The 23,310-nt window shown below is 68.8% G+C and carries 22 protein-coding genes; 9 read left to right on the top strand and 13 right to left on the bottom strand.

The features are described from left to right. Window positions 1–14: 14 nt before the first annotated feature. Window positions 15–578, bottom strand: coding sequence for a DUF3027 domain-containing protein (locus AC1DH3_RS09060; RefSeq protein WP_476893149.1), 564 nt, complete (start codon window positions 576–578; stop codon window positions 15–17). A 9-nt stretch (window positions 579–587) separates the two neighbouring features. Next, on the bottom strand, window positions 588–971 hold the full coding sequence (locus AC1DH3_RS09055; RefSeq protein ID WP_175322024.1) for a cold shock domain-containing protein: 384 nt from the start codon (window positions 969–971) through the stop codon (window positions 588–590). Between the two features lie 177 nt (window positions 972–1,148). Here AC1DH3_RS09055 and AC1DH3_RS09050 point away from each other — a divergent pair, with 177 nt between their 5' ends. From AC1DH3_RS09050 to AC1DH3_RS09025, 6 genes are all read left to right on the top strand, one after another. Then, window positions 1,149–1,382, top strand: a complete 234-nt coding sequence (locus AC1DH3_RS09050) for a hypothetical protein (protein ID WP_441418260.1) — start codon at window positions 1,149–1,151, stop codon at window positions 1,380–1,382. Between the two features lie 10 nt (window positions 1,383–1,392). Beyond that, entirely contained in the window at window positions 1,393–3,897 is a 2,505-nt protein-coding gene (locus AC1DH3_RS09045) for a helicase-associated domain-containing protein (protein ID WP_476909105.1), read from the top strand. Then, entirely contained in the window at window positions 3,894–5,540 is a 1,647-nt protein-coding gene (locus tag AC1DH3_RS09040) for a DNA repair helicase XPB (RefSeq protein WP_175322021.1), read from the top strand. Before AC1DH3_RS09045 ends, AC1DH3_RS09040 begins: the two co-directional genes overlap by 4 nt. A gap of 67 nt (window positions 5,541–5,607) precedes the next feature. Next, entirely contained in the window at window positions 5,608–6,318 is a 711-nt protein-coding gene (locus AC1DH3_RS09035) for a response regulator transcription factor (RefSeq protein WP_175322020.1), read from the top strand. Window positions 6,319–6,320: 2 nt separating this feature from the next. Beyond that, on the top strand, window positions 6,321–7,895 hold the full coding sequence (locus AC1DH3_RS09030) for a sensor histidine kinase (protein WP_476909104.1): 1,575 nt from the start codon (window positions 6,321–6,323) through the stop codon (window positions 7,893–7,895). 130 nt (window positions 7,896–8,025) lie between these two features. Beyond that, window positions 8,026–8,313, top strand: coding sequence for a WXG100 family type VII secretion target (locus tag AC1DH3_RS09025; RefSeq protein ID WP_441418257.1), 288 nt, complete (start codon window positions 8,026–8,028; stop codon window positions 8,311–8,313). Window positions 8,314–8,346: 33 nt separating this feature from the next. Here AC1DH3_RS09025 and AC1DH3_RS09020 read toward each other — a convergent pair whose 3' ends face one another. The 6 genes from AC1DH3_RS09020 to AC1DH3_RS08995 all read right to left on the bottom strand — a co-directional run bounded on the left by AC1DH3_RS09020 (window position 8,347) and on the right by AC1DH3_RS08995 (window position 14,331). Then, window positions 8,347–9,387 carry an RNase H family protein gene (locus AC1DH3_RS09020; RefSeq protein ID WP_441418256.1) on the bottom strand — a complete coding sequence of 347 codons (1,041 nt, stop codon included), beginning with the start codon at window positions 9,385–9,387 and terminating at the stop codon, window positions 8,347–8,349. Window positions 9,388–9,643: 256 nt separating this feature from the next. Further along, complete coding sequence (gene groL / locus AC1DH3_RS09015) at window positions 9,644–11,281, bottom strand: chaperonin GroEL (RefSeq protein ID WP_175322016.1); 1,638 nt, start codon at window positions 11,279–11,281, stop codon at window positions 9,644–9,646. Between the two features lie 297 nt (window positions 11,282–11,578). Next, complete coding sequence (locus AC1DH3_RS09010) at window positions 11,579–12,805, bottom strand: ABC transporter substrate-binding protein (protein ID WP_476909199.1); 1,227 nt, start codon at window positions 12,803–12,805, stop codon at window positions 11,579–11,581. Between the two features lie 86 nt (window positions 12,806–12,891). Beyond that, complete coding sequence (locus AC1DH3_RS09005) at window positions 12,892–13,095, bottom strand: cold-shock protein (RefSeq protein ID WP_175322015.1); 204 nt, start codon at window positions 13,093–13,095, stop codon at window positions 12,892–12,894. A 173-nt stretch (window positions 13,096–13,268) separates the two neighbouring features. Beyond that, window positions 13,269–13,916 (bottom strand): LytR C-terminal domain-containing protein, encoded by a 648-nt coding sequence (locus AC1DH3_RS09000; protein WP_441418255.1) that lies wholly within the window; start codon window positions 13,914–13,916, stop codon window positions 13,269–13,271. A 91-nt stretch (window positions 13,917–14,007) separates the two neighbouring features. After that, complete coding sequence (locus tag AC1DH3_RS08995) at window positions 14,008–14,331, bottom strand: DUF3263 domain-containing protein (RefSeq protein WP_441418254.1); 324 nt, start codon at window positions 14,329–14,331, stop codon at window positions 14,008–14,010. A gap of 184 nt (window positions 14,332–14,515) precedes the next feature. Here AC1DH3_RS08995 and AC1DH3_RS08990 point away from each other — a divergent pair, with 184 nt between their 5' ends. Both AC1DH3_RS08990 and AC1DH3_RS08985 read left to right on the top strand, forming a co-directional pair. Further along, window positions 14,516–15,220, top strand: a complete 705-nt coding sequence (locus AC1DH3_RS08990) for a uracil-DNA glycosylase (RefSeq protein WP_476909198.1) — start codon at window positions 14,516–14,518, stop codon at window positions 15,218–15,220. Between the two features lie 26 nt (window positions 15,221–15,246). After that, the gene (locus AC1DH3_RS08985; RefSeq protein ID WP_476909103.1) at window positions 15,247–16,086 is read left to right on the top strand and encodes a siderophore-interacting protein; all 840 of its coding nucleotides are present in this window, start codon (window positions 15,247–15,249) and stop codon (window positions 16,084–16,086) included. A gap of 166 nt (window positions 16,087–16,252) precedes the next feature. Here the strand turns inward: AC1DH3_RS08985 and AC1DH3_RS08980 are convergent, their stop codons facing one another. Both AC1DH3_RS08980 and AC1DH3_RS08975 read right to left on the bottom strand, forming a co-directional pair. Next, window positions 16,253–17,749, bottom strand: coding sequence for a threonine/serine exporter family protein (locus AC1DH3_RS08980; RefSeq protein ID WP_441418252.1), 1,497 nt, complete (start codon window positions 17,747–17,749; stop codon window positions 16,253–16,255). 31 nt (window positions 17,750–17,780) lie between these two features. Further along, window positions 17,781–18,854, bottom strand: coding sequence for a lipid II:glycine glycyltransferase FemX (locus AC1DH3_RS08975; protein ID WP_441418251.1), 1,074 nt, complete (start codon window positions 18,852–18,854; stop codon window positions 17,781–17,783). 136 nt (window positions 18,855–18,990) lie between these two features. Here AC1DH3_RS08975 and AC1DH3_RS08970 point away from each other — a divergent pair, with 136 nt between their 5' ends. Next, a complete protein-coding gene (locus AC1DH3_RS08970) occupies window positions 18,991–19,545 on the top strand; it encodes a TspO/MBR family protein (RefSeq protein ID WP_441418250.1) in 555 nt (184 codons plus the stop codon). A 24-nt stretch (window positions 19,546–19,569) separates the two neighbouring features. Here the strand turns inward: AC1DH3_RS08970 and AC1DH3_RS08965 are convergent, their stop codons facing one another. The 3 genes from AC1DH3_RS08965 to gcvH form a co-directional block, all read right to left on the bottom strand. Then, window positions 19,570–20,982: an L-serine ammonia-lyase gene (locus AC1DH3_RS08965; protein ID WP_476909102.1), complete on the bottom strand. Its 1,413-nt coding sequence runs from the start codon at window positions 20,980–20,982 to the stop codon at window positions 19,570–19,572. 306 nt (window positions 20,983–21,288) lie between these two features. After that, window positions 21,289–22,623, bottom strand: coding sequence for a serine hydroxymethyltransferase (glyA, locus tag AC1DH3_RS08960; RefSeq protein ID WP_476909101.1), 1,335 nt, complete (start codon window positions 22,621–22,623; stop codon window positions 21,289–21,291). After that, window positions 22,620–23,015 carry a glycine cleavage system protein GcvH gene (gcvH, locus tag AC1DH3_RS08955; protein ID WP_476909100.1) on the bottom strand — a complete coding sequence of 132 codons (396 nt, stop codon included), beginning with the start codon at window positions 23,013–23,015 and terminating at the stop codon, window positions 22,620–22,622. The genes glyA and gcvH overlap by 4 nt, the downstream gene beginning before the upstream one ends. Window positions 23,016–23,310 lie beyond the last annotated feature (295 nt).

The raw sequence follows: 23,310 nt of genomic DNA, 5'->3' as shown, positions 1-23,310 counted from the left end.
ACGGCCCCAAACCGTTAGTCGACCTCGACGGCGGACTCGTCCTGGACCGCTCCAGCGTCGGCTCCTGCTTCGGCAGGCTCTGCCTGCGCCTCCGCGGCACCGTCGTCGGCGGTCTCATCCGACGCGGCCGCGGCGGCGGGAGCTTCGGCGGCCTCGTCCTGCTGTGCATCTTCCGGGCGCACGCGTTCGGCCCACGGAACCCACTCCGGGGCCAGGATGGAATCCTCGGAGGGCAGCAGGCCCAGCTCATCCACCGTCACGGTCTTGGAGCGCGAATTGCGGGTCAGCACCGCGTACCACTGCCAACCGCCGTAGCCGGGCAGCTTGGACTCGAAGAGGTGCGTGACCAGGCGGTCGCCTTCGCTCTTCGCGCCCAGGTGCCGGCCGATCTGCTCTGCCGGCGCGATGCCTTCCACGGCGGCACGGGCCACATCGACGGACGCGGCCAGGAAGGCGTCGGGCTTGCCGACGCGCCACACGGGCACGCCGTAGCGCGGCTTGGATCCTGCTTTGGCGCCGGCGGCCTTGGCGGCCGCACCGGCCGCCGCGGCGGCGTTCTGTTCAGGTTCCGTTGTCATCGCAGAGCCTTACGCGTCCAGCTCGTCGGCGACCTTACGAAGCGCGACGGCGATCGCCTTGGCCTTGTTGCCTTCCGGGTACTTGCCCGCGGACAGCGTTCCCGAGAGGTTGTCCAGCACGCTGACCAGATCCTGCACCAGCGGTGCGAGGTCCTTGGCGCTGGGTCGCTTGGCCTTGGCGATCGACGGGGTCTTGTCCAGCACCCGCAGGCCCAGGGCCTGGGCTCCCTTGCGGCCGTCGGCGACGCCGAATTCCACCCGGGTTCCGGCTTTGAGCTCGGTTACGCCCTCGGGCAGCGCCGACTTGGGCAGGAAGACCTCCTGGCCGTCTTCGCCTGCGAGGAATCCGAAGCCCTTTTCCTTGTCATACCACTTGACCTTGCCGGTAGGCACGTAATCAACCTTCTTCGTTCTGCGGGGACGCGGCCGGCGGTCACCGCATCCGCATGGATATGCGGGTTCAGGGTGTGACTGCCCGGACCGTGTTGGTCTGTTCCTCCAAGGTTATCCTGCCTTGGCCACTTTGACGGCTTGAGGCGCGGGCGAAGCCGGGCTGTTAGCGTTGCCTCCATGACACCACAGCGCTTCCGGCGGCCCCTCTTGATTCTTGCGGCCACCGTTGCCGCGCTCTCGCTGGCCGCCGTCGGAGCCGTCATGGTCATGGCCTTCAACAACACGGTGGCGCCGGCCTGGGTCACGTCGACCGCGCTCTACGGGCTGCCCGTGGCGTTCCTGCTCATGCTCGCCCTGGTGGTCGACGCCGTCGCTGCCCGGCGCCGGACACCCGGGCACGGCGGAAGGTAGCGTTGGACTGATGTCCCTTATCCGCGCGCTCAGCAAGGAACTGCAGTCCCGCAGCGACGACTCGTTGCGGGCCCTGTTCTCCGCGCGGCCGGACCTGATTTCCCCCCCGGTGCCGGATTTCTCCGCCCTCGCCGCCCGGGCCAGCGGCCGGGTCAGTGTGCAACGGGCGCTGGAACGGCTGAACCGTCCGCAAATGCAGGTGCTCGAAACCCTGCACCTGTGCACCAACACGGACACCGGACACAGCGCGTCCGCCGCGACGCTCAAGCGCCTGATCAACGGCTCTTCCGTCGCCGCGCTGGACCGGCTGCTGCACTCCCTGCAGGAACTGGCGCTTGTGCACCGGGCCGACCCCCCGCACGGCGCGAGCCAGGCCACGGCCCGGCAGCGCCATTACCTCCCGGTCGGCAGCCTCAAGGACGTCATCGGCATCTACCCGGCGGGGCTGGGACGCAGCTACACGGAGCTCGTCCGGCTCCAGCCCGCCTTCGCGCAGCGTGTGGTGCAGCTGGTCGGCGAGCTCCACCACACCGGCGCCGACATCGCCCCCGCCAGCACCCCGATGGAGGCGGCGCTGTCGCTGCAGCACTGGACCGCGTCGCCGGAGGCCCTGCAAGCGATCCTGGCCACCGCACCGGAGCGCACGACCGCGCTCCTCGCCCGCTTCGGAAACTGGGCCATGGGCGCGGTGCCCCAGGCGCAGCGCCGCGCGTCCGTGCTGAACGAGGGCTCCGACGTCGGGCCCGTCGACTGGCTGCTGGCCCGCGGGCTGCTGGTGCCGCTGGACGCCGCCCACGTGGAGCTCCCGCACAGCGTGGGCGTCTCGCTCCGCGGCGGCTTCGTCATTGAGCACTTCGCGCTCAGCCCGCCGGTGCCGAGACTGGGACAGACCAGCGCTTCGCTGCGCCGCAATGCCGCGCTCGGCGCCATCGCCGAAACCCTGCGGCTGACCGGCGAACTGCTGTACGCCGTGCGCGAGCAGCCGCTCGCCACGTTGCGCAGCGGCGGCGTGGGCATCCGGGAAATGAAGCGCCTCGCCGACGCCCTCCGAATCGGGCTGCATGAGGCCGGCGTCCTCGCCGAGCTGTGCGCCCTCTCCGGGCTGCTCCGCCTGGACGTGGACAGCTCCGCCTGGATCCAGGCACCGCAGCTGGAATGGCTGACGCTGCCCCGGCAGGAGCAGTGGCTGTGGCTGGTCAACGCCTGGCTTGCCAGCGAACGGGTCCCGTCGCTGGTCGGGCAGCCGGTCAGCGGCGTCGCCACCGCGCAGGCGCACCGCGGCCCCGCCGGCAGCGCCATCAATGCCCTCTCCGCGGAGGCGCAGCGGCCGGACGCCCCCGTGGTCCGGAAACGGATCCTGGAAATCCTCAACGAACTCACCCAGGAGGCGGCCGCGGCCGACGGGGAGGCGCCGGTGCTGGACGCCGCCGCCGTGTTGGAACGGGCCGACTGGTCGCAGCCGCGGATGGCGCGGCGCTTCAGTTCGCTCATCCAGGGCGTCCTCGCCGAAGCCGAAATGCTGGGCTTGGTCGGCTCGGGCGCCCTCAGCCAGATCGGGGCGGCGATCGCCGTCGAACAGCCCGACGAAGCCCTGGCCATCCTCGGCGAGCACCTGCCGGCGGCGCTGAACCACGTGCTGCTCCAGGCGGACCTGACCGCCGTCGCCCCCGGCTACCTGGACCCGGAACTGAGTGAGAAACTCCTGACCATGGCCGACGCGGAGGGCCAGGGGCCGGCCACCATCTACCGCTTTTCGGTGGCGTCCGTCCGGCGAGCCCTGGACGCCGGGCAGGACGCCGGGGCACTGATGGACTTCCTGCGCGAGCACTCGGCCACCGCCGTGCCCCAGCCGCTGCAGTACCTCATCGAGGACACCGCCGCGCGCCACGCCCGGCTCCGGGTGGGCCCGGCCGCCAGCTTCATCCAGAGCGAGGATGAAACAGCCCTGCTGGAGCTGCTCAACACCCCCGCGGCGTCCGGGCTGGGCCTGGTCCGGATCGCCCCGACCGTGCTGGTCTCGCACGCCGCACCCCGGGAAGCCGCCCAGCTGCTGCGCGGGCTGGGCCTGTCCCCCGCGGTGGAGGAAACCGGTTCGGCCACCGTCCGGCTGCGCCGCAGCACCGCGGCGCCAGGCAGCGTCCGGCCCGTCTACACCGCCCCGCGCACCGCTCCGGCGGACGCCGACGTCGACGCCCAGCTCGCGGTGCTGCGCGACGGCGGTTCGCCTTCCTCCTTCTCCGATGCCGCCGCCCCCGGAAGCCGCGGGGCCGGGGCGGGCGGCGGCGAGGCCGCGACGCAACTGGGCCTGGAGACCCTGCAGAAGGCCATCCGGCTCAAGCAGCGGGTGGTGATGAACATCGTGGACAGCCTGGGGAATGCCACCCGCGAAACCGTTGTTCCGGTAGCAGTGAATGGCGGGCGTGTGCGCGTGTTCGATCCGGCCAAGGAAACCGAACGTGTCCTGTCCATCCACCGGATCATTGATGTTGAAGCCACAGAGGAATTGCTCCAGTGAATGACGGACCGCTGATCGTCCAGAGTGACAAGACCATCCTGCTGGAAGTGGACCACGAACAGGCCACCGAGGCGCGCCATGCAATCGCGGCGTTCGCCGAGCTGGAGCGCGCCCCCGAGCATGTCCACAGCTACCGCCTCACGCCGCTGGGACTTTGGAACGCCCGGGCCGCCGGGCTGGACGCCGAACAGGTCTTGGATACGCTGCTCAAGTACTCCCGGTTCCCGGTGCCGCACTCCCTGCTGATCGACATCGAAGAGACCATGTCCCGTTACGGCCGGCTGCGGCTGGAGAAGGATCCGCAGCACGGCCTCGTGATGCGCACCTCCGACTATCCGGTCCTCGAAGAAGTCAGCCGCGCCAAGAAGATCGCTCCGTTGTTGGGGCCGCGGATCGATGCCGAGACCGTGGTGGTGCACTCCTCCCAGCGCGGCCAGCTCAAGCAGCTGCTGCTGAAGATCGGCTGGCCTGCGGAGGACTTCGCCGGCTACGTGGACGGCACGCCGCACCCCATCATGCTCAACGAAACCGGCTGGAAGCTCCGCCCGTACCAGCAACTGGCCACGGAGAACTTCTGGGCCGGCGGCAGCGGCGTCGTCGTGCTTCCCTGCGGGGCCGGCAAGACCCTGGTGGGTGCCGCCGCGATGGCCACGAGTTCCACCACCACGCTGATCCTGGTGACCAACACGGTGTCCGCGCGGCAGTGGAAGGACGAGCTCCTCAAGCGGACCTCGCTCACCGAGGAGGAGATCGGCGAATACTCCGGTTCCGTCAAGGAAGTCCGCCCCGTCACGATCGCCACGTACCAAGTGCTCACCACCAAGCGCGGCGGGCTGTACCCGCACCTGGAACTGGTCGACGGCAACGACTGGGGCCTCATCATCTACGACGAGGTCCACCTGCTCCCGGCGCCGATCTTCCGGATGACCGCGGACCTGCAGGCGCGCCGCCGCCTCGGGTTGACCGCCACCCTGGTCCGCGAGGACGGCCGCGAGGGAGAGGTGTTCAGCCTGATCGGACCCAAGCGCTACGACGCCCCGTGGAAGGACATCGAGGCGCAGGGCTACATCGCCCCTGCGGACTGCGTTGAAGTCCGGGTCGACCTCCCCCGGGACGAACGGGTGGCCTATGCCATGGCCGAGGACGCCGACAAGTACCGGCTCTGCGCGACGTCCGAGACCAAGACCGGGATCGTGGAGCGGCTTGTGGCGGAACACGCCGGCGAGCAGCTGCTCGTGATCGGGCAGTACATCGACCAGCTGGACGAGATCGGCGAGCGCCTGCAGGCGCCGGTGATCAAGGGCGACACCTCGGTCAAGGAGCGCCAGCGGCTCTTCGACGCGTTCCGCGCCGGGGAGGTCCAGACCCTTGTGGTGTCCAAGGTCGCCAACTTCTCCATCGACTTGCCGGAGGCCTCGGTGGCGATCCAGGTTTCCGGTTCCTTCGGCTCACGCCAGGAGGAGGCGCAGCGGCTGGGACGCCTGCTACGTCCCAAGCAGGACGGCCGGGCCGCGCGGTTCTACTCGCTCGTGGCCAGGGACACCCTGGACCAGGACTTTGCCGCGAAACGCCAGCGCTTCCTGGCCGAGCAGGGCTACGCCTACCGGATCATGGACGCCAAGGACGTCGGCGCAGGCAACTAGCAGACGCCCATTCAACACACATCCGCCTTTCAGAAAACTCACAGAGTCTGGGAGCATCATGGGAACCATGAAAAAGAACGGTCCCGAAGCCAAGCTGCTCGTCGTCGATGATGAACCCAACATCCGCGAGCTGCTTTCTACCTCGCTGCGCTTCGCCGGGTTCGAAGTCGTCTCCGCAGGTACCGGCCGCGATGCCCTCGCCGCCGCGGAGCTCCACTCCCCGGACCTCGCCGTCCTCGACGTGATGCTGCCGGACATGGACGGGTTCACCGTCACCCGCCGGCTGCGCGCCGCGGGCAAGCATTTCCCGGTGCTGTTCCTGACCGCCAAGGACGACACCGAGGACAAGGTCACCGGCCTTACCGTCGGCGGCGACGACTACGTCACCAAACCGTTCAGCCTCGACGAGGTGGTGGCCCGCATCCGCGCCGTGCTGCGCCGCACCCAGCCGCTGCAGGACGACGACGCCGTCATCCGGGTCGACGATCTTGAGCTCGACGACGACGCCCACGAGGTGCGCCGCGGCGGCACGGTGATCGAGTTGTCCCCCACCGAGTTCAAGCTGCTCCGCTACCTCATGCTCAACCCGAACCGGGTGCTCTCCAAGGCCCAGATCCTGGACCACGTCTGGGAGTACGACTTCAACGGCGACGCCTCGATCGTGGAGTCCTACATCTCCTACCTCCGGCGCAAGGTGGACATCGACCCCGCAGCGCCGGCCCTGATCCAGACGAAGCGGGGCGTCGGCTACGTGCTCCGGACGGCTGAGAAGCGCTGACCTTGCTGCACCGATGGAAGGCGGCATCGCTGCGGTCGCAGCTGGTCGCCATCATGATGGCCCTGATGCTCGTGGCCCTCACCGCCACGGGCGCGGGCACGCTTGCCCTGCTGCACAGCTACCTGCAGGGCCAGGTCGATGACAAGCTCAAGGCCGCCGTGGGATCGGCCCGGCAGCAGCAATCCTTCAGCCAGCTGCAGGACCAGAACCCGAACGTCCCCACCGACTATTCGCTGATGCTTTTCAGCCCGGGCCAGTCCGCCTACGTGTTCGGCGGCAGCAAGGGCTCACGGCCGGCCATCAGCAGCATCGCGCCGCAGGAGGCCCACGACCGCGGCGAGGTTCCGTTCCAGGTCCGCGGCACCGACGGGCGGAACTGGCGGGTGGTGGCCGTCAACGTGCTGGACGGCAACCAGCGCGCCGCCGTCGTCGTGATCGGACTGCCGCTGTATCCGGTGGATTCGGTGATGGAGCACGCCGCGCTCGTGGTGGTCGGCGTCGGGCTGCTGACCCTGGTGCTGGCCTTCTTCATTGCCACCTGGACCGTCACCCGGTCCTTCCGGCCGCTGGCGCGGGTGGAAAAGACCGCGGCCGCCATCGCCGCGGGCGACCTCTCGCGGCGCGTGGAAGTCGAGAACCCCGACACCGAGGTCGGCCGGCTCAGCCGGTCCCTCAACGCCATGCTGGCGCATATCGAGTCGGCCTTTGCCGCCAGGATGGCCTCCGAGGAGAGGATGCGCCGCTTCGCCGCCGACGCGTCCCACGAACTGCGCACCCCGCTGGTCACAATCCGCGGCTTCTCGGAGCTGTACCGGCACGGCGCCCTGGCCACGCCCGAGGACGTCGCCACCGCGATGGGCCGGATCGAGAGCGAGGCCAAGCGGATGGGTGCGATGGTGGAAGACCTGCTGCTGCTGGCCCGGATCGACGAACAGCGCCCGCTGCAGCAGAAGCCGGTGGACCTGCTGCTGCTGGCCCATGACGCCGTGGTTGACACCCAGGCCAGCGACCGCAGCCGGGTGATCTCGCTCCGGGGCCTCGACGGCGGCGCGGGGGCGTCGGCCCCGGTGATGGGCGACGAGGCGAAGCTCCGCCAGGTGGTCGGCAACCTCGTGGGCAACGCCCTGCGCTACACCCCGGATGGCACCCCGATCGAGCTCGCCGTGGGGGTGCGGTCCGACGCCGACGGGACGCGCCGCTCCGTGATCGAAGTCCGTGACCACGGGCCGGGTGTCTCGGAGGACGAAGCGGCCCGGATCTTTGAACGCTTTTACCGTGCGGACACTTCCCGGACCAGGGAGACCGGCGGCAGCGGCCTCGGACTGGCAATCGTGGCGGCCATCGTCGGCTCGCACTCGGGCTCGGTCCGTGTCCAGCCGACCGAGGGCGGCGGCGCCACCCTGGTGGTCAGCCTCCCGTTCCTGGCCGAAGCGGAGCCGCCGGAGGCCGAGACAGCAGAAGCGGAGCTGAAAGGCGCTGAGCCGGACGCTGAGTCCGGCGCTGAGTCCGGCGCTGGGTCCGGCGCTGATGCGGGCGTGGAGCCTGGCCTGGGGTCGGGCGGCGCGGCGCGCGGGTAACCCTTTTACGCTGGTCGGGTTTTCCACATAGGGAGCTTCTCCGCTGGGGCAGGCCGCAGCGCCTTCCTAGGCTGACAGTGTCCGGAAAATCCGGACATCCTCATCCCCGGCACCCGTGAAAGGCCCTCCCGTGAGCATCATTTCCGTCGATACCGAACTGCTCCAGCTCAAGTCCGCCAACGTCCAGGCCACGGTGGAAAGAATCAGCGCCGACGTGCAGGCCATGAGGCACGGGCTGGACGAACTGCAGGCGAGCTGGCGCGGGTCGGCCGCCACCAATTTCCAGGCCCTGCTCGCAGAATGGACCCTGACCCAGGGCAAGGTCGAGGCCTCCCTGGCTTCGATCAATCTCGCGCTCAAATCCGCCGCGGCCAGCTACGCCCAGGCCGAGCTGAGCAACGCCCAGCGGTTCAGCTAGCCGCGAGGGCCTGCCCGCGGCCCTGTGTGCCTCCTAGGCCTCGGGAGTGCCCTGGTGGAAGCGGAGCCGCCATTGCGCGCCGTCCAGGACCCACAGGGAGCTGCGCAACGCCGTCCCCGTGCGGGTGTGGCTGCGGTAGGTGAGCAGCACGGCGGCCTCACTGAGGCGGTCCGCGGCCAGAAGCTCCAGCTCGGCGGGCACACCGGGATCATCCTCGAGGGCCATCATCGTCTCGTCGCGGGTCCAGAGCCGTCCGGAACTGCCGATCTCGGTAAAGTCCGGGTGCAGCAGCACTCCTGTGCGCCCCAGATCCGAGCGCGTCTCGGGGAGCAGCAGCTCTCGCTCCAGCGCCTCGACGATTGCCTCCGGGCTCTGCTCCGGGCCGGCCGCCGCAACGCGGGATTCCTCCTCCAGTTCGCTGAAGAGATCCGGCTCAGCGAAAAGGCTGGATTCGCCGAACAGCGTCGGCTCAGCGATCAGTTCCCGCGTTCCGGCGTGAGCGGACGATGCCTGCCGGGACTGCGCCGGGGCTGAGGCCGGGGCCGGCGCGGCCGAAGCCTGCTGCGCGGCGGGGGCGGTCTGCACGCCGGCGGCGGCAACGTCTCCGGCACGGACGAAGCCGGGGCCCTGACGGGCCGCGACGCCCTGCTGGTAGGCGGTGGCGGCGGCCCTGGCGCGGTCATCCGCGGCCTCGTTGAGGTCGTGGCCGGCGTGTCCGCGGACCCATTCGAAGGTGTACTTGCGTCCGGTGAGCGCCTGATCGATCTCCTTGAGCAGCTCAACGTTGAGCACCGGCTTGCCGTCGGACTTCCGCCAGCCTTTACGCTTCCAGCCGGGCATCCACTTGGTCACCGAGTTGATGACGTATTGGCTGTCGCACAGAATGTGCAGGTCCTCGCCCGGAAGGTGCGCCGTGGCCCGGAAGAGGTCCAGGACGGCCATCAGCTCCCCCTGGTTGTTGGTCCCGTGCGGCCACCCGCCGGCACGCCAGCAGTCGTCGTTCACGTACCAGGCCCATCCGGCCGGGCCGGGATTTCCTAAAGCCGAACCGTCGGCCGCTGCTGTAATCGTCACTGCACCATCCTGCCAGACCTCCGCCGCCCGACGCTCCCGCACCACCGGCACTGGCATCGGCGCCGGCACCGGGTAAGAGCACCCCACCAACCGAGAGCACCCGGCCAACCACCGCACCATCTGAGGGGCGGTGCCCCGGGGCGGGAGGGTTTAACGCCGACGGCGGCCCCACCAGTGGTGGGACCGCCGTCGTCGAACGTGCCGTCGCTGACGGAGAACCGTCAGTTCAGGCGTTCAGGGCTTGGTAGCCGGGTGGTTAGAAACCACCCATGCCGCCCATGCCGCCCATGTCGTCGCCGCCGCCCATGGCCGGGGAGTTCTTCTCCGGCTTGTCGGCCACAACGGCCTCGGTGGTGAGGAACAGGCCGGCGATGGAAGCCGCGTTCTGCAGGGCCGAGCGGGTGACCTTGACCGGGTCGTTGATGCCGGCAGCGAGCAGGTCGACGTACTCGCCGGTTGCTGCGTTCAGGCCGTGGCCCGCGGGCAGGCCGCGGACCTTGTCCACCACAACGCCGGGCTCGAGGCCGGCGTTGAAGGCGATCTGCTTCAGCGGGGCGTCGATGGCTACGCGCACGATGTTCGCGCCGGTTGCCTCGTCACCTTCGAGCTGCAGGTTGGCGAACGCCTTGGCGCCGGCCTGGATCAGGGCCACGCCACCGCCGGCGACGATGCCCTCTTCGACAGCAGCCTTGGCGTTGCGGACAGCGTCCTCGATGCGGTGCTTGCGTTCCTTGAGCTCAACCTCGGTTGCGGCACCGGCCTTGATGACTGCAACGCCGCCGGCCAGCTTGGCCAGGCGTTCCTGCAGCTTCTCGCGGTCGTAGTCGGAATCGGAGTTCTCGATCTCGGCGCGGATCTGGGACACACGGCCGGCGATCTGGTCGGCGTCGCCGGCACCTTCGACGATGGTGGTCTCGTCCTTGGTGACAACAACCTTGCGTGCCTTGCCCAGCAGTTCGAGGCCGGCGGTCTCAAGCTTGAGGCCAACTTCCTCGGAGATGACCTGGCCGCCGGTGAGGATGGCGATGTCGGCCAGCTGTGCCTTACGGCGGTCACCGAAGCCCGGAGCCTTGACGGCGACGGACTTGAAGGTGCCGCGGATCTTGTTCACGATCAGGGTGGCCAGGGCCTCGCCCTCGATGTCCTCGGCGATGATCAGCAGCGGCTTGTTGGACTGCATGACCTTTTCGAGGACTGCAACCAGTTCCTTGACGTTGGAGATCTTGGAGTTGACGATCAGGATGTACGGATCCTCGAGGACCGTTTCCTGACGCTCGGCGTCGGTGACGAAGTAGGCCGAGATGTAGCCCTTGTCGAAACGCATGCCCTCGGTGAGCTCCAGCTCGAGGCCGAAGGTGTTCGACTCCTCGACGGTGATGACGCCTTCCTTGCCGACCTTGTCCAGGGCTTCGGCAATCAGGGCGCCAATTTCGTTGTCACCGGCGGAGATGGACGCGGTGGCGGCGATCTCTTCCTTGGTTTCGATTTCCTTGGCAGAAGCCAGGAGCTCGCGGGTGACCGCTTCAACAGCCTTCTCGATGCCGCGCTTGAGGGACAGCGGGTCAGCGCCGGCCGCGACGTTGCGCAGGCCTTCCTTGACGAGGGCCTGGGCCAGCACGGTTGCCGTGGTGGTACCGTCACCGGCGACGTCGTCGGTCTTCTTGGCAACTTCCTTGACCAGCTCGGCGCCGATCTTCTCGTAAGGGTCGTCCAGCTCGATCTCCTTGGCGATGGAGACACCATCGTTGGTGATCGTGGGGGCGCCCCACTTCTTTTCGAGGACGACGTTGCGTCCACGCGGGCCGAGGGTGACCTTGACGGCGTCGGCGAGGATGTTCAGGCCCCGCTCAAGACCGCGGCGTGCCTCTTCATCAAATGCAATGATCTTGGCCATAACGGCAGTAGTCCTTTCGGGACAGTCGTTAAGAATGAACCTTGCGCTGCGGTGCCCGCGACGGACGATTCCAACCCGGCAGCCTCTGTACGCCGCCGGGCCGGGGATCTCACCCCAGCCAGGTATTTCTCTCGCTCCCGGTACGTCCGCCGCCTCCACGCGACCGGCCGAACCGGGGCGTCGAGTTAGCAGTCAATACGCGGGAGTGCTAACTCCATAATTAGCACTCCCCCGGGGAGAGTGCAAGCAGTGGTGAGGTCAGGGTGCGCCCCGCCGGGCGCTCTTCGCTAGGAGCGATCAGGAGCCGGCGCTGCGGGCGGTTTCGCTGCCGGTCATCTCGGCGTTGTTGTCCGGGCCATAGCTGTAGACCATGTAGGCGGCGGCGGTGACGTCGCCGTTGCTGTCGAAGTTGATCGGGCCGGAGGCGCCGTCGTAGTCGGGGCGCTTGCCGGCGCGGAGCGCGGCCACGCATTCCTGGTAGGACTTGCAGGCCGCGGCTTCCCCGGACGGGGCCCCGGTACCGGCAGCCGTTCCGCCGGACACTGCGACCAGCTTCGAGGCGATGGAGGTCCCAGCGTCGTCCTCCGCCGCGGCGGCGGCGAGGGCGGCGAGGTTGACGGCGTCGTACGTCTCGGCGGCAAACGCCATGTCCTTCAGGCCCGGGTCGACGGCCACGAGTTCTGCCTGGAAGTGCGCGGAGGGGAACGTGCCCGGCAGGACCCCGCGGGCCCCGTCCAGCGCCTTGGAGCCAAGGCCGTTGCCGTACTGGTTTACGGCCCCGTCGCTGAGGATGAGCTTCTTTCCGGACAGTCCCGCGTTGTTGAGCTCGGCGATGGCGCCCTGGGCACCGTCCCGGGCCACCAGCACGACGGCGTCCGGCGAGGCAGCCTTGGCCGCCGCGGCCGCCTGTTGCGCCTGACCGGCCTTGAATTCAGCGTCGACGGAGGTGCCCAGGCCCGCGGCCTTCGCGGCCGCCGAGACGGCCACGGAGACGTCCTTGCCGTAGTCGCCTTCCTCGTGCACCACGGCAAGGGTCTTGGCGCCGCCGTCCTGGGCGAGCTTGACCAGGACCGAGGCCTGCGCGATGTCGGCGGCCGCGGTCCGGAAGTAGTAGCCGCCGCTCTTGTATGAGCTGAGTCCCGGCGCGGTGTTGGCCGGCGAAATGAGCGCGACTTTGGCGCGGGAGAGGACGTCGATGGCGCCGGCTGCGCGGCTGGAGTCGGTGGGCCCGATCACGACGTCGGCCTTGGCCGCCACCAGGTCCTTGGCCTGGGCCGCGGTGTCCGTACCGATGGACTCGGGCAGCAGTTCCACGGGTTTGCCCTTGTGGCCGCCCGCCGCGTTGATTTCCTTGACCGCCAGCTTCGCCGCCGCCAGTTGGGGCGGATTGAGGAAGTCCTGCCGGCCGGTGTTGTCCAGGATCAGGCCGATCCGCAGCGTTCCGTCGCCGCTCGCCTCCGCGGCATCCACCCGGGCATTGCCGGTGGGACCGGCGCAGGCGGCCAGCGCCACGGCTGCGGCCACGCCGGCGGCCGCTGCACGGCTGAACCGCCGGAGCTTGCGCCGGCGGCCATCGCTCTTCGGGGCAGCTGCCGCAGCGGAGACTGCCACTAGGCGGGCCGGACGCTTTCGGCCTGCGGGCCCTTTTCGCCCTCGCCAACTTCCAGTTCCACCCGCTGGCCTTCAGCCAAAGCACGGTAGCCCTCGCCCGCGATCGCGGACCAGTGCACGAAGACGTCGGCCCCGGAGCTGTCGACGGTGATGAACCCGTAGCCCTTTTCGGCGTTGAACCACTTGACGGTCCCCAGTGCCATGTTCTCCACACTTTCAGCTAGCTTGCGAACGGCCCACCCCAATGTGCGCCGCGTTATGCGAAATGAAGTCCGCAGACACTCTACCCACAGCCTTCCACCGGTGCCCGGGCAGGGTCCCGGCCCGGCCGGGAATAGTTATTCAGGCGTAACCGAAGCCGGCGGCCACCCTGGGGCTAATTGAAACCGGGGCCGAGGACGATGACCAGCGGCATCTGGAATTCCGCCGAATCCACCAGGGTGCCAATCCCGAGGAGGGAACCCAACTCTGCGGCGTTGGCCTTCTGCGCCGGGCCGTTGTAGAAGACGACCGAGGTCTGCTGGGGGGCGCCGCCCCAGTTGCCGAGCGGGCCCTGGACCCATCCGGCGGCGGAGATCCTGGAGCCGACGCGACCGGCCAAGCCCGGCGTCGTGGTGCCGTTGTAGATCGCCACGGGCTGGGTTTTGTCAAGCTTCTGGTCCCCGGACTGGTCCGCGGCGGCGCTCGGCGTTGCAGAAGCGGAGGGCTTGGAGCCCGCGGGGGCGAGGCTCCCGGTCGGCTGGCTGCTGGGGGACGGCTTCGAGCCGGCGGAAGTTGTGGGTGCCTGCGACGCCGCGGCGTTGTTGCTGGCCTGGTCCGCGGTCATGGCCGAGCCACCGGCGGGACCAAAGCCCAGTTTGGGCAGCAGAAGGAAGGCGACGAGGCCGACTACCAGGGCCGCGGCGCCGGTGGCGAGGACGGGGCCCAGCCGGCGGGCACCGGGAGCGGCGACCGTCCGGTGGACACCCTGGCGCGTGGAGGCCTCCGGGACCCGATCAAATTCATCCCGTGCGTACTTGGTCATGGTAAAACGACGTCCTTGCTGATTTCTGGCTGATGGCCCGACGCCGGAATCCGCGCGAAATTCCGCGCTTCCGGCCGGACTTCACGTGCTCTTAAGCGTCCGAGCCCAAACGGCGTGCAGTGCGGGCACGTTGTCGTGACGTACGTAGTCTACGCAATCTCTTGACCAGCATGGGATCGTGGGCCAGCGCCGCCTCGGTGTCGATCAGGGCGTTGAGGATCTGGTAGTAGTGCGTGGCGGAGAGGTCAAAGAGTTCCCGGATGGCTTGTTCCTTGGCGCCGGCGTACTTCCACCACTGCCGCTCCAAGGCAAGCATCTGCTGCTCCCGGCTGCTCAACGGCGAGTCTTCGGAGACTGCCGCGAGCACGGCGTCGGCGTCATCCGCCGACAGGTACTCGGGTGCTGCTTCGGCCACTGCACACTCCCTGGCTCGTTCCGATAGGTCTCCCCCACATGTTACGGCCGAATAACAGGCTTGTCATTTAGCCGGCCCGGCCGGCTCCCCGGGCTCCTGCGAGAATGAAGCCGTGCCTGATTCATCTAATCCCGACGCGCTCTTCGAACTTGACCCCGCCGCAGAGGCGGTGGACCTCGCGGCGATGGCGCACCTCCCCTTGGACGGGCTGGTGGCGCCGGACTGGGCCGCGGCGCTGGCACCGGTCGAGGGACAGCTGCGGTCGGTCCTCGCGTTCCTCGCCGCCGAGACGGCCGACGGCCATGAGGTGCTGCCGGCGCCGTCGAACATCCTCCGGGCCTTCCGGCAGCCGCTCTCCGGCGTGCGGGTTCTGCTTGTGGGCCAGGACCCCTACCCCACACCGGGTCACGCCGTCGGGCTGTCCTTCGCGGTGGATGGCGGCACCCGGCCGATCCCGCGCAGTCTCGCCAATATCTACAAGGAGCTCGACGCCGACCTCGGGCTGCCGCCCCGCGTCCACGGTGATCTCAGCCGGTGGGCGGAGCAGGGGGTGCTGCTGCTCAACCGAGTCCTCAGCGTCCGGGCCGGAGCAGCCGGTTCGCACCGGAACAAGGGCTGGGAGGCCGTCACGGCGGCCGCCATCAGGGCCGTCGCGCAGCGGCGCCGAGACGACGGCAGCCCCGCGCCGCTCGTGGTGGTCCTCTGGGGCAAGGACGCGGAGGGCGTGCGGCCGCTGCTGGGCTCGGCCGCCGTGATCGCCAGCGCCCACCCCAGCCCGCTCTCGGCCTCGCGCGGGTTCTTCGGCTCCCGCCCCTTCAGCCGCGCCAATGACCTGCTCACCGCCCAGGGTGACGGCACCGTGGACTGGGAACTGCCGCCGCTGCCCTGACCCGGTTCTTGGCTAGGCTTAGGTCCATGACTTCCGTCCCCGCCACCACCACCGCCAACCGGAACTCCCGGCCGCAGACCAACCTCACGGTCCTGCGCCGCGAGCAGCTCTCGCCGCACATGGTCCGGATCGTCGCCGGCGGCCCGGGTTTCGCTGCCTTCGTCAACAACGGTTACGTGGACCGGTACGTCAAGATCGCGTTTCCGCAGCCGGGGGTCGACTATCCGCAGCCGCTGGATCTCTGGGCCATCCGGGAGTCCCAGCCGCGGGAAGAGTGGCCGCACACCCGGACCTACACCGTCCGTTGGGTCGACGAGGCGGCGGGCGAGCTGGCGATCGACTTCGTCATCCACGGCGATGAGGGCCTGGCCGGGCCGTGGGCCGCCTCCGCACAGGCCGGGGACAGCCTTGTCTTCACCGGGCCGGGCGGGGGCTACAACCCTGACCCGGCGGCGGACTGGTACCTCTTCGCGGGCGACGAGTCCGCCCTGCCGGCGATCAGCGCCGCGATCGAGTCACTCCCCCGGGATGCCCGCGGTCTGGCCTTCCTGGAGGTGGACAGCGACGCCGACGTCCTGGCGATCGACGCCCCGGCCGGGGTGGAACTGCGCTGGCTGCTGCGCCGCGGGACTCCGGCCGGAAACGGGACCCTGCTGGTGGACGCCGTACGCGGCGCGCCGTGGCCGGAGGGCCGAGTGCAGGTCTTCGCGCACGGGGAGCGCGGCTACATGAAGGGCCTGCGCCCGGTGTTCTTTGCCGACCGTGGCCTCGAACGTGGCCAGGTCTCGCTCTCCGGGTATTGGGCCAGTGGCCGGGTGGAGGACGACTTCCAGGCCGAAAAGAAGCTGCCGATCGGCAAGATCTAGCCAGCCATCCCCGGCTGACGCGGGCGGGCGCCGCGGAGTCTCCCCGCTTTTGCCGCCACGACGCCGGGACAGGCCGGCGCGGCCGGCTGACACGCCGTCGGAGCCCGGCGAAGGTGGGGAAACCCGGCGCCCCAGCTCGTCGCCAGACGAGCCATCTCCGCCGTCGTTAGCGGCGGCGGGCGCGGCGCCGCTCGTTGCTGGCCAGGCTCCGGGTCAGCGGCCGGGCGAGGGTGTCGCCGAGCACAATGCCGGCCGCGACGCCGAGCACGATTGCCCCGGCGTTGAGCATCCCGCCGGCTCCCATCAGGATCTCGGACTCTTCAATCGTCAATACATACATGGAACGGAATATAGTCAGGCCCGGCAGCAGGATGAGCGCCGCGGGCACCGCCACGACCAGCTGCGGGGCCCCCATCCGGAGTGCGACCACGCGGGCCAGGAGGCCGATGACCACGGCGGCGAGGGCCGGGGCGAACCGGGGACCGATCCCGATGGCTGTTCCCCCGATCAGCACCAGATGACCCACGACGCCGACGGCCGCCGTCGGCAGCAACAGCTTCAGCGAGGTCTGCTCGGTGACGCCGATCGCGACGACCGCGATGGCCACCAGCGGCACCAGCACCCACAGAGGATACTTCGGCGGGAATGTTTCGGTGACGTCAATGGACTGCATCCCGGTCATCGCCCCCACCACAAAGCCGACGGCGATCCCGGAGACCAGCGCGCCGAAGGTCAGCATGGTGGACAGGAACCGGCCGGCCGCGGTCACCGGGAAGCCGTTGATGGCGTCCTGCACCGAGGAGACGAGCCGACCGGTGGGCAGCAGCAGGAGGATTCCGCCGACCACCACGATGGCGGGGGCGATCTGGATTCCCAGCGGGCTGCCGAAGCGCCAGAGCAGCAGGGCGATCAGCGTGACGACGAAGGAACAGGACGCCGTGATGAAGAAGTCCGGGGTGCGCCAGCGGCCCAGTTGCCGCGCCAGCAGGCTGATCAGCAGGTTGGACAGGAAGGCGATGCCGGACGCGGCCACCCCGCCGCCCAGCACGCCGACGAACACCGCGGAGAAGACGCCGAAGGCCACGGTGACCATCCAGCGCGGGAATGGCTTCGAGCTGTGCGTGATCTCTTCGAGCCGGCGCACCGCTTCCTCGCGGCCCACTCCGCCGGCCACGATGTCCGTGACCAACTGGTGGACCTGGGCGAGGCCGGCGTAGTTGTTGGTCCAGGACCGCACCACGCGCAGCAGCGTAATGGGTGTCTGGTCCTTCGGGGCATAGTTGATGGCCACCGACTGGTTGGTGATGTCCACCTCGATGTTCTTCAGCCCCAGCGCGGCGGTAATGGCGATGATGCTGGTTTCCACTTCGAGGGCACCGGCGCCGTAGCGGAACATCGATTCGGCCAGCTTGAGGGCAAAGTCGATGGTCTTGCGGGCGGAGGTGTCCACGCCTCCGACCTGGATCATCGGGTTGGCGTACGGGCTGCCGGCCAGCCGGTCGACGATGCTCAGCGGTGCCGTGGGCGGGTTCTCACCTTGGACCAGCCTGCGGAGCATGCGTTTGGCGGCGGCGTTCTGGCGCACCTGCAGGGGCGACATCGGCTCGGTCCGGGGCAGGCCGTCCGTCTGCGGCCCGCGGCGGCCGTCGGGTGGTTTGGTCATTCCGGCCTCCTCATTTCACCTTGCGGGCGGTCTAGTAGAACTGCTGGCCCGTGCGCCGCGTGTACAGCTGGCGGGCGACGCGCTCCCCGGCGGCCATCCAGGCCTTGTACTTCAGCGGGCTCAGGACCTGGTCGTAGCAGCCGACGAAGTCCGTGACGGTCTTGCTGAAGCTGGTCTTGAACAGGCCGAGGCCGTGGAAGGGATTGGAGGTGTCCTTCAGCTTGTCGCTGGGCGGCGTGCCGCAGAAGTCGTATTCGGTGCAGCCGAGTTCCTTGAGCTGGTTGATGGCCGTCCACTGGACCAGGTGCGAGTCGCCGTACTGGCTGCGCTTCTGCAGGGAACCGCCGTCCTTGTAGGTGCCCTTCCGTCCGTAGTTGATCACGAACGCCCCCACCGAGGGCACGCCGTTTTCATAGACGAAGAGCAGCCGGCCCTGGCCGCGGTCCACGAAGTTGGTCCAGAACTGGCGGTAGTACTCGTACTCGCGGACCCGGACCTGGGACTTGGCCTCCACGGTGTTCGTCATCAGCGCGTACATCGCCCGGAAGTTCTCTTCGGTCGGCTCCACGTTGTGGACCTCGACCTCCTCGCGGATGGCCCGCCGGACGGCGTTGCGGCCGCGGGAGTGCAGGTTCCGCAGCAGCTGGTTTTCCTGCGGCGAGATGTCCAGCAGCGCGGTGGAGTCGTTGGGCTGGAGGTTGTGGGTCTTGACCAGGCCCGCGCCTTCGATGACGCGCCGCGCGTCCTCCGACAGGACGATGTCGGGCTCGATCTTGATGGCGAATACCCCCAGCCGGGCGCGCTTGACGAAGTCGGCGTTGGCGGCCGCGATGCCGGGGATGTCCTCCACCGAGGCCACATCCGGGCCCTTGATGAGGTACCAGAGCTTGCCGAGGAGGGGGAAGGACTTCTCCAGGACCAGGTTGTAGCTGGTGTAGTCGGCCGTCTCATAGACCAGGTGGAGGGGCTTCCAGCCGAAGTGCTGCTTGACCTCGGCGAAGGCCTCGGATTGAAGCAAATTCCCGCCGTTGGGGTTCGCGGTGACGTGGGCGTCCCAGTTGGCAACCTCTTCGGCGGAGGCAAAGCGGGCAGTGAATTCTCGCAAGGGTGCGGTATCCAATCTTTGCGGAACGAGCTTCGGCGGCATGGCTGGCATGCAGCATCAAGTCTATCGGGAGGCCGGCGGCTCTCAGGGCGCTGCGGCCCTGTGCCGCCCGTCGCACCGGGTTTACGCTGAAGGTATGGATGCGCAGCCGGAACCGTCAGCCGTCCGCCGGCAGTTCCGTCCGGGCGGGGCCGGGACGCGCCGGCCCGGCGTCGAGGCGGTGGCCCTGCTGGTACTGCTCGGCGCTTCTGCCCTCGTGGCGGCACTCGGCGGACTGGCCAGCGCCAGCAACGTCGACGGATGGTACGCGGCCGCGGACAAGGCCCCGTGGTCTCCGCCGAACTGGCTCTTCGGGCCCGTCTGGACGATTCTGTACATCGCGATGGCCGTAGCGGCATGGCTGGTCTGGCGCAGCCGGGCGGAAGGCGCCAGGCCCGCCCTCACCGCCTACGCCGTGCAGCTGGTGCTGAACCTGCTGTGGACCCCGGTGTTCTTTGGCCTGTACCCCGCCATGGGTTCCCCCGCGCTTTGGATCGGCTTCGTCATCATCGTGGCGCTGGCGGTCGCGGTGGCCGCCACCGTGCTGCGCTTCGGCCCGATCAGCCGCACCGCCGGGCTGCTGCTGCTCCCCTACCTGTCCTGGATCGTGTTCGCCGCGTCACTGAATCTGTGGGCGGCACTGAACAACTGAGGACAATCAGGAACGACTGGGAAATCAGCACTCCACCACGTTGACGGCGAGGCCGCCCATGGCGGTTTCCTTGTACTTGGAGCTCATGTCCTTGCCGGTCTCGCGCATGGTCACGATGACCTCGTCGAGCGACACGCGGTGTGAGCCGTCGCCCCAGAGGGCCATCTTGGCGGCGTTGATCGCCTTGGCTGCGGCGATGGCGTTGCGCTCGATGCACGGGATCTGCACCAGCCCGCCGATCGGGTCGCAGGTCAGGCCGAGGTTGTGCTCCATCGCGATCTCGGCGGCGTTCTCCACCTGCTGGGGCGTTCCGCCCATCACCTCGGCCAGGCCGGCGGCCGCCATTGACGACGCCGAACCCACCTCGCCCTGGCAGCCCACCTCGGCGCCGGAGATCGAGGCCTGTTCCTTGTAGAGCACCCCGATGGCACCGGCGGTCAGCAGGAACTTAACCACGACGTCGTCGCGGTCGGCCTGGGTGGCTTTATCCATGCCGGGGGCGAAGTGCAGCGCGTAGTAAAGCACGGCCGGAATGATACCCGCGGCGCCGTTGGTGGGCGCGGTGACAACCCGGCCGCCGGAGGCGTTCTCCTCGTTCACCGCGAGCGCGATCAGGTTCACCCACTCCTGCCAGTACTTGGGGTCCCGGTAGTCGGGGTCCTGGCCATGGTTTTCCTTCATCAGCCGTTCGTGCCAGTCGGGGGCCCGACGGCGGACCTTGAGCCCGCCGGGAAGCAGGCCCTCGCGCTTAAGGCTGACCTCGACGCAGCCTTCCATCACGGAGTAGATGTGCAGGAGGCCTTCGCGGATCTCCTCTTCGGTACGGGAGGCGCGCTCATTGACGAACATGATTTCGCCGATCGAGAGCCCCTTGGACTGGCAGCGGCCCAGCAGTTCAGCGGCCGTGCGGAACGGCAGCGGGAGTTCCTTCTTGGACTCGTCGAGTTCCTTCAGCGCCGCGTCCTCCTCACCCTCGCGGACGATGAAGCCGCCGCCGACGGAGAAGAAGGTGGCGATGTGCACGACGGCGCCGTCGGCGTCGGACACCGTGAACGTCATGCCGTTGGTGTGCCGGGGCAGGATGGTGAGCGGGCGCAGCACCATGTCCTTCACGCCGTAGGGCAACGCGACGGATCCGGCCAGGTGCAGGGTGCCCGTCTGGGCAATGGCGGCCAGCCGGTCCTCGACTTCCTCGGGGAGGATCTTCTCCGGGTGGAAGCCCTCGAGTCCGAGCAGGATGGCGGTCATGGTGCCGTGGCCATGGCCGGTGGCGGCGAGGGAGCCGTACAGGTCAACCCGGAGCGACGCCACGCGGTCCAGATCCCCCGAGGCCTTGAGCTCCTCGGCAAACACCGCAGCAGCCCGCATCGGCCCCACGGTATGCGAACTCGAAGGCCCGATCCCAATCGAAAAAAGATCAAAGACGCCAACAGCCATTACTGAATCCTAACTAGGCACTGCGGTCGGGCGGGGAGGGGGACGGACATCCTCTGCATGCTGCTCCTTCGTCGCTTTGACGCATGCTGCCGGATGCTCGGCCCCCTCCCCGGGGGCCGTCACCGTGAGCGGCACTATGTGGTTGAGACGTCAATGCGGGGGCGAGGTGCCCACGAGGGGCCGGCGGAGCCGGGCTTTTCGAAAGCGTGCGTCTAAGCGAGGGACGAGCGAGCACGCGTGAAAAGTCCGGTCCGCCGGGCCCGGAGCCAACCCGAAAGAGATCGGCCCCGGAGCCAGCCGCAGCGGTCAACCTAGATTAGCAACCGAGGGGTAGAGCGGGTGGGCGGCGGCGAGGGCCTCGACGCGGGAGCGCAGACCGGACAGGTCCGCGCCGGCGTCGGCGGTCAGCGCCTCGGCGATGATGTCCGCAACTTCGGTAAAGGCGGCCTCGCCGAAGCCGCGGGTGGCCAGCGCCGGGGTGCCGATCCGCAGCCCCGAGGTAACCATCGGCGGGCGCGGGTCGAACGGAACGGCGTTGCGGTTGACGGTGATGTCGATTTCCGCGAGGCGGTCCTCGGCCTCCTGCCCGTTGAGCTCGCAGTTGCGCAGGTCCACCAGGACCAGGTGCACGTCGGTGCCGCCGGAGATCACGTTGATCCCCTTGGCGGTGACGTCCGGCTGGACCAGGCGCTCGGCGAGGATCCGGGCGCCGGCCAGCACACGTTCCTGGCGTTCCTTGAACTCGGGCGAGGCGGCGATCTTGAACGCCACGGCCTTGCCGGCGATGACGTGCTCCAGCGGGCCGCCCTGCTGGCCCGGGAACACTGCCGAGTTGATCTTCTTGGCGATGTCGGCGTCGTTGGAGAGGATGATGCCGCCACGCGGACCGGCCAGGGTCTTGTGCGTCGTGGAGGTGGTCACGTGCGCGTGCGGCACCGGCGACGGGTGCAGCCCGGCCGCGACGAGCCCGGCGAAGTGGGCCATGTCCACCATCAGGTAGGCCCCCACGGAGTCGGCGATCCGGCGGAATTCCGCGAAGTCGAGCTGGCGGGCGTAGGCGGACCAGCCGGCGACGATCAGGGCCGGCTTGTGCTCCTGGGCCAGGCGCTCCACCTCGGCCATGTCGATCCGGTGGTCATCCTCCCGGACCTGGTACGGGATGACGTTGTACAGCCGGCCGGAGAAGTTGATCTTCATGCCGTGGGTCAGGTGTCCGCCGTGCGCCAGGTTCAGGCCCATGATGGTGTCGCCCGGACGGATCAGGGCGTGCATGACCGAGGCGTTGGCCTGCGCGCCGGAGTGCGGCTGGACGTTGGCGTACTCGGCGCCGAACAGGGCCTTGACCCGGTCGATCGCGAGCTGCTCGACGACGTCGACGTGTTCGCAGCCGCCGTAGTAGCGCTTGCCCGGGTAGCCCTCGGCGTACTTGTTGGTCAGCACCGAGCCCTGCGCCTGCATGACGGCCTTGGCGGTGTGGTTTTCCGAGGCGATCATTTCCAGGCCGTCGCGCTGGCGGCTGAGCTCGGCGTCGATCTTCGCGGCGATCTCCGGATCCAGCGCAGACAGTTCAGCGTCCAGGCTCGGCGAAACGACCTGCTCGAATACCGCGGCGTTTGTACCTGCGGCCGCGGCGGCGCTCACAGTTCGCCGCCGTTCTTGGACGCGTAATCCTGCGCGGAGAGCAGCGGGCCGTCCGATTCGGCGGCGACCTTGAAGAGCCAGCCGGCGCCGTACGGGTCGCTGTTGATCAGGGCCGGGTCGTCGACGACGGCGGGGTTGATTTCGGTGACCTCGCCCGTGACGGGGGCGTACAGGTCCGAGACGGACTTGGTCGACTCGACCTCGCCGCAGGTCTCCCCCGCGGTCACCGCGGAGCCGACCTCGGGCAGGTCAACGTAGACGATGTCGCCCAGGGCGTCCGTGGCGACCGCGGAGATGCCGATGGAGACAATGTTTGATCCGGCGTTGCCGGAGTCCCGCGCAACCCACTCGTGCTCGTCGGAGTACTGCAGTTCAGGGGCAACTTTTGCCATGTGTTTTTCCTTTGCGTTGAAAAGTCGTGGGCCACGTTGAGTGTGGCTGGGTTGGGTGGCGGATGAGCCGATTCCTCCGCGTGCTCGCTCGTTCCTCGCTTAGGCGCACGCTTCCGGATTCCCCTCACCCGCCGCTATTCAGTTCAGTTTTCGGGGCCAACAGTTTCCCGGAAAGAAACAGTGGCCGTCGATATCTAGGCGGTACATTCCCCAGCACCTTTGGCGTTCAAAGGCGTCTCCCAAGGTGACTGGAACGGGAGGTGAGCTGACCGCGAGGGGCCGGCCGGGCTGGGTT

Source organism: Arthrobacter sp. 05L428 (assembly GCF_056397665.1).
Note: the sequence above shows the minus strand (reverse complement) of the source record. Positions and strands in the feature narration are given on the sequence as shown.

Coding starts and splice junctions, on each gene's coding strand:
- AC1DH3_RS09060 (WP_476893149.1), bottom strand. CDS start 578: ATGACAACGGAACCTGAACAGAACGCCGCCGCGGCGGCCGGTGCGGCC.
- AC1DH3_RS09050 (WP_441418260.1), top strand. CDS start 1,149: ATGACACCACAGCGCTTCCGGCGGCCCCTCTTGATTCTTGCGGCCACC.
- AC1DH3_RS09045 (WP_476909105.1), top strand. CDS start 1,393: ATGTCCCTTATCCGCGCGCTCAGCAAGGAACTGCAGTCCCGCAGCGAC.
- AC1DH3_RS09035 (WP_175322020.1), top strand. CDS start 5,608: ATGAAAAAGAACGGTCCCGAAGCCAAGCTGCTCGTCGTCGATGATGAA.
- groL (WP_175322016.1), bottom strand. CDS start 11,281: ATGGCCAAGATCATTGCATTTGATGAAGAGGCACGCCGCGGTCTTGAG.
- AC1DH3_RS09005 (WP_175322015.1), bottom strand. CDS start 13,095: ATGGCACTGGGGACCGTCAAGTGGTTCAACGCCGAAAAGGGCTACGGG.
- AC1DH3_RS09000 (WP_441418255.1), bottom strand. CDS start 13,916: ATGACCAAGTACGCACGGGATGAATTTGATCGGGTCCCGGAGGCCTCC.
- AC1DH3_RS08990 (WP_476909198.1), top strand. CDS start 14,516: ATGGCGCACCTCCCCTTGGACGGGCTGGTGGCGCCGGACTGGGCCGCG.
- AC1DH3_RS08985 (WP_476909103.1), top strand. CDS start 15,247: ATGACTTCCGTCCCCGCCACCACCACCGCCAACCGGAACTCCCGGCCG.
- AC1DH3_RS08980 (WP_441418252.1), bottom strand. CDS start 17,749: ATGACCAAACCACCCGACGGCCGCCGCGGGCCGCAGACGGACGGCCTG.
- AC1DH3_RS08970 (WP_441418250.1), top strand. CDS start 18,991: ATGGATGCGCAGCCGGAACCGTCAGCCGTCCGCCGGCAGTTCCGTCCG.
- AC1DH3_RS08965 (WP_476909102.1), bottom strand. CDS start 20,982: ATGGCTGTTGGCGTCTTTGATCTTTTTTCGATTGGGATCGGGCCTTCG.
- gcvH (WP_476909100.1), bottom strand. CDS start 23,015: ATGGCAAAAGTTGCCCCTGAACTGCAGTACTCCGACGAGCACGAGTGG.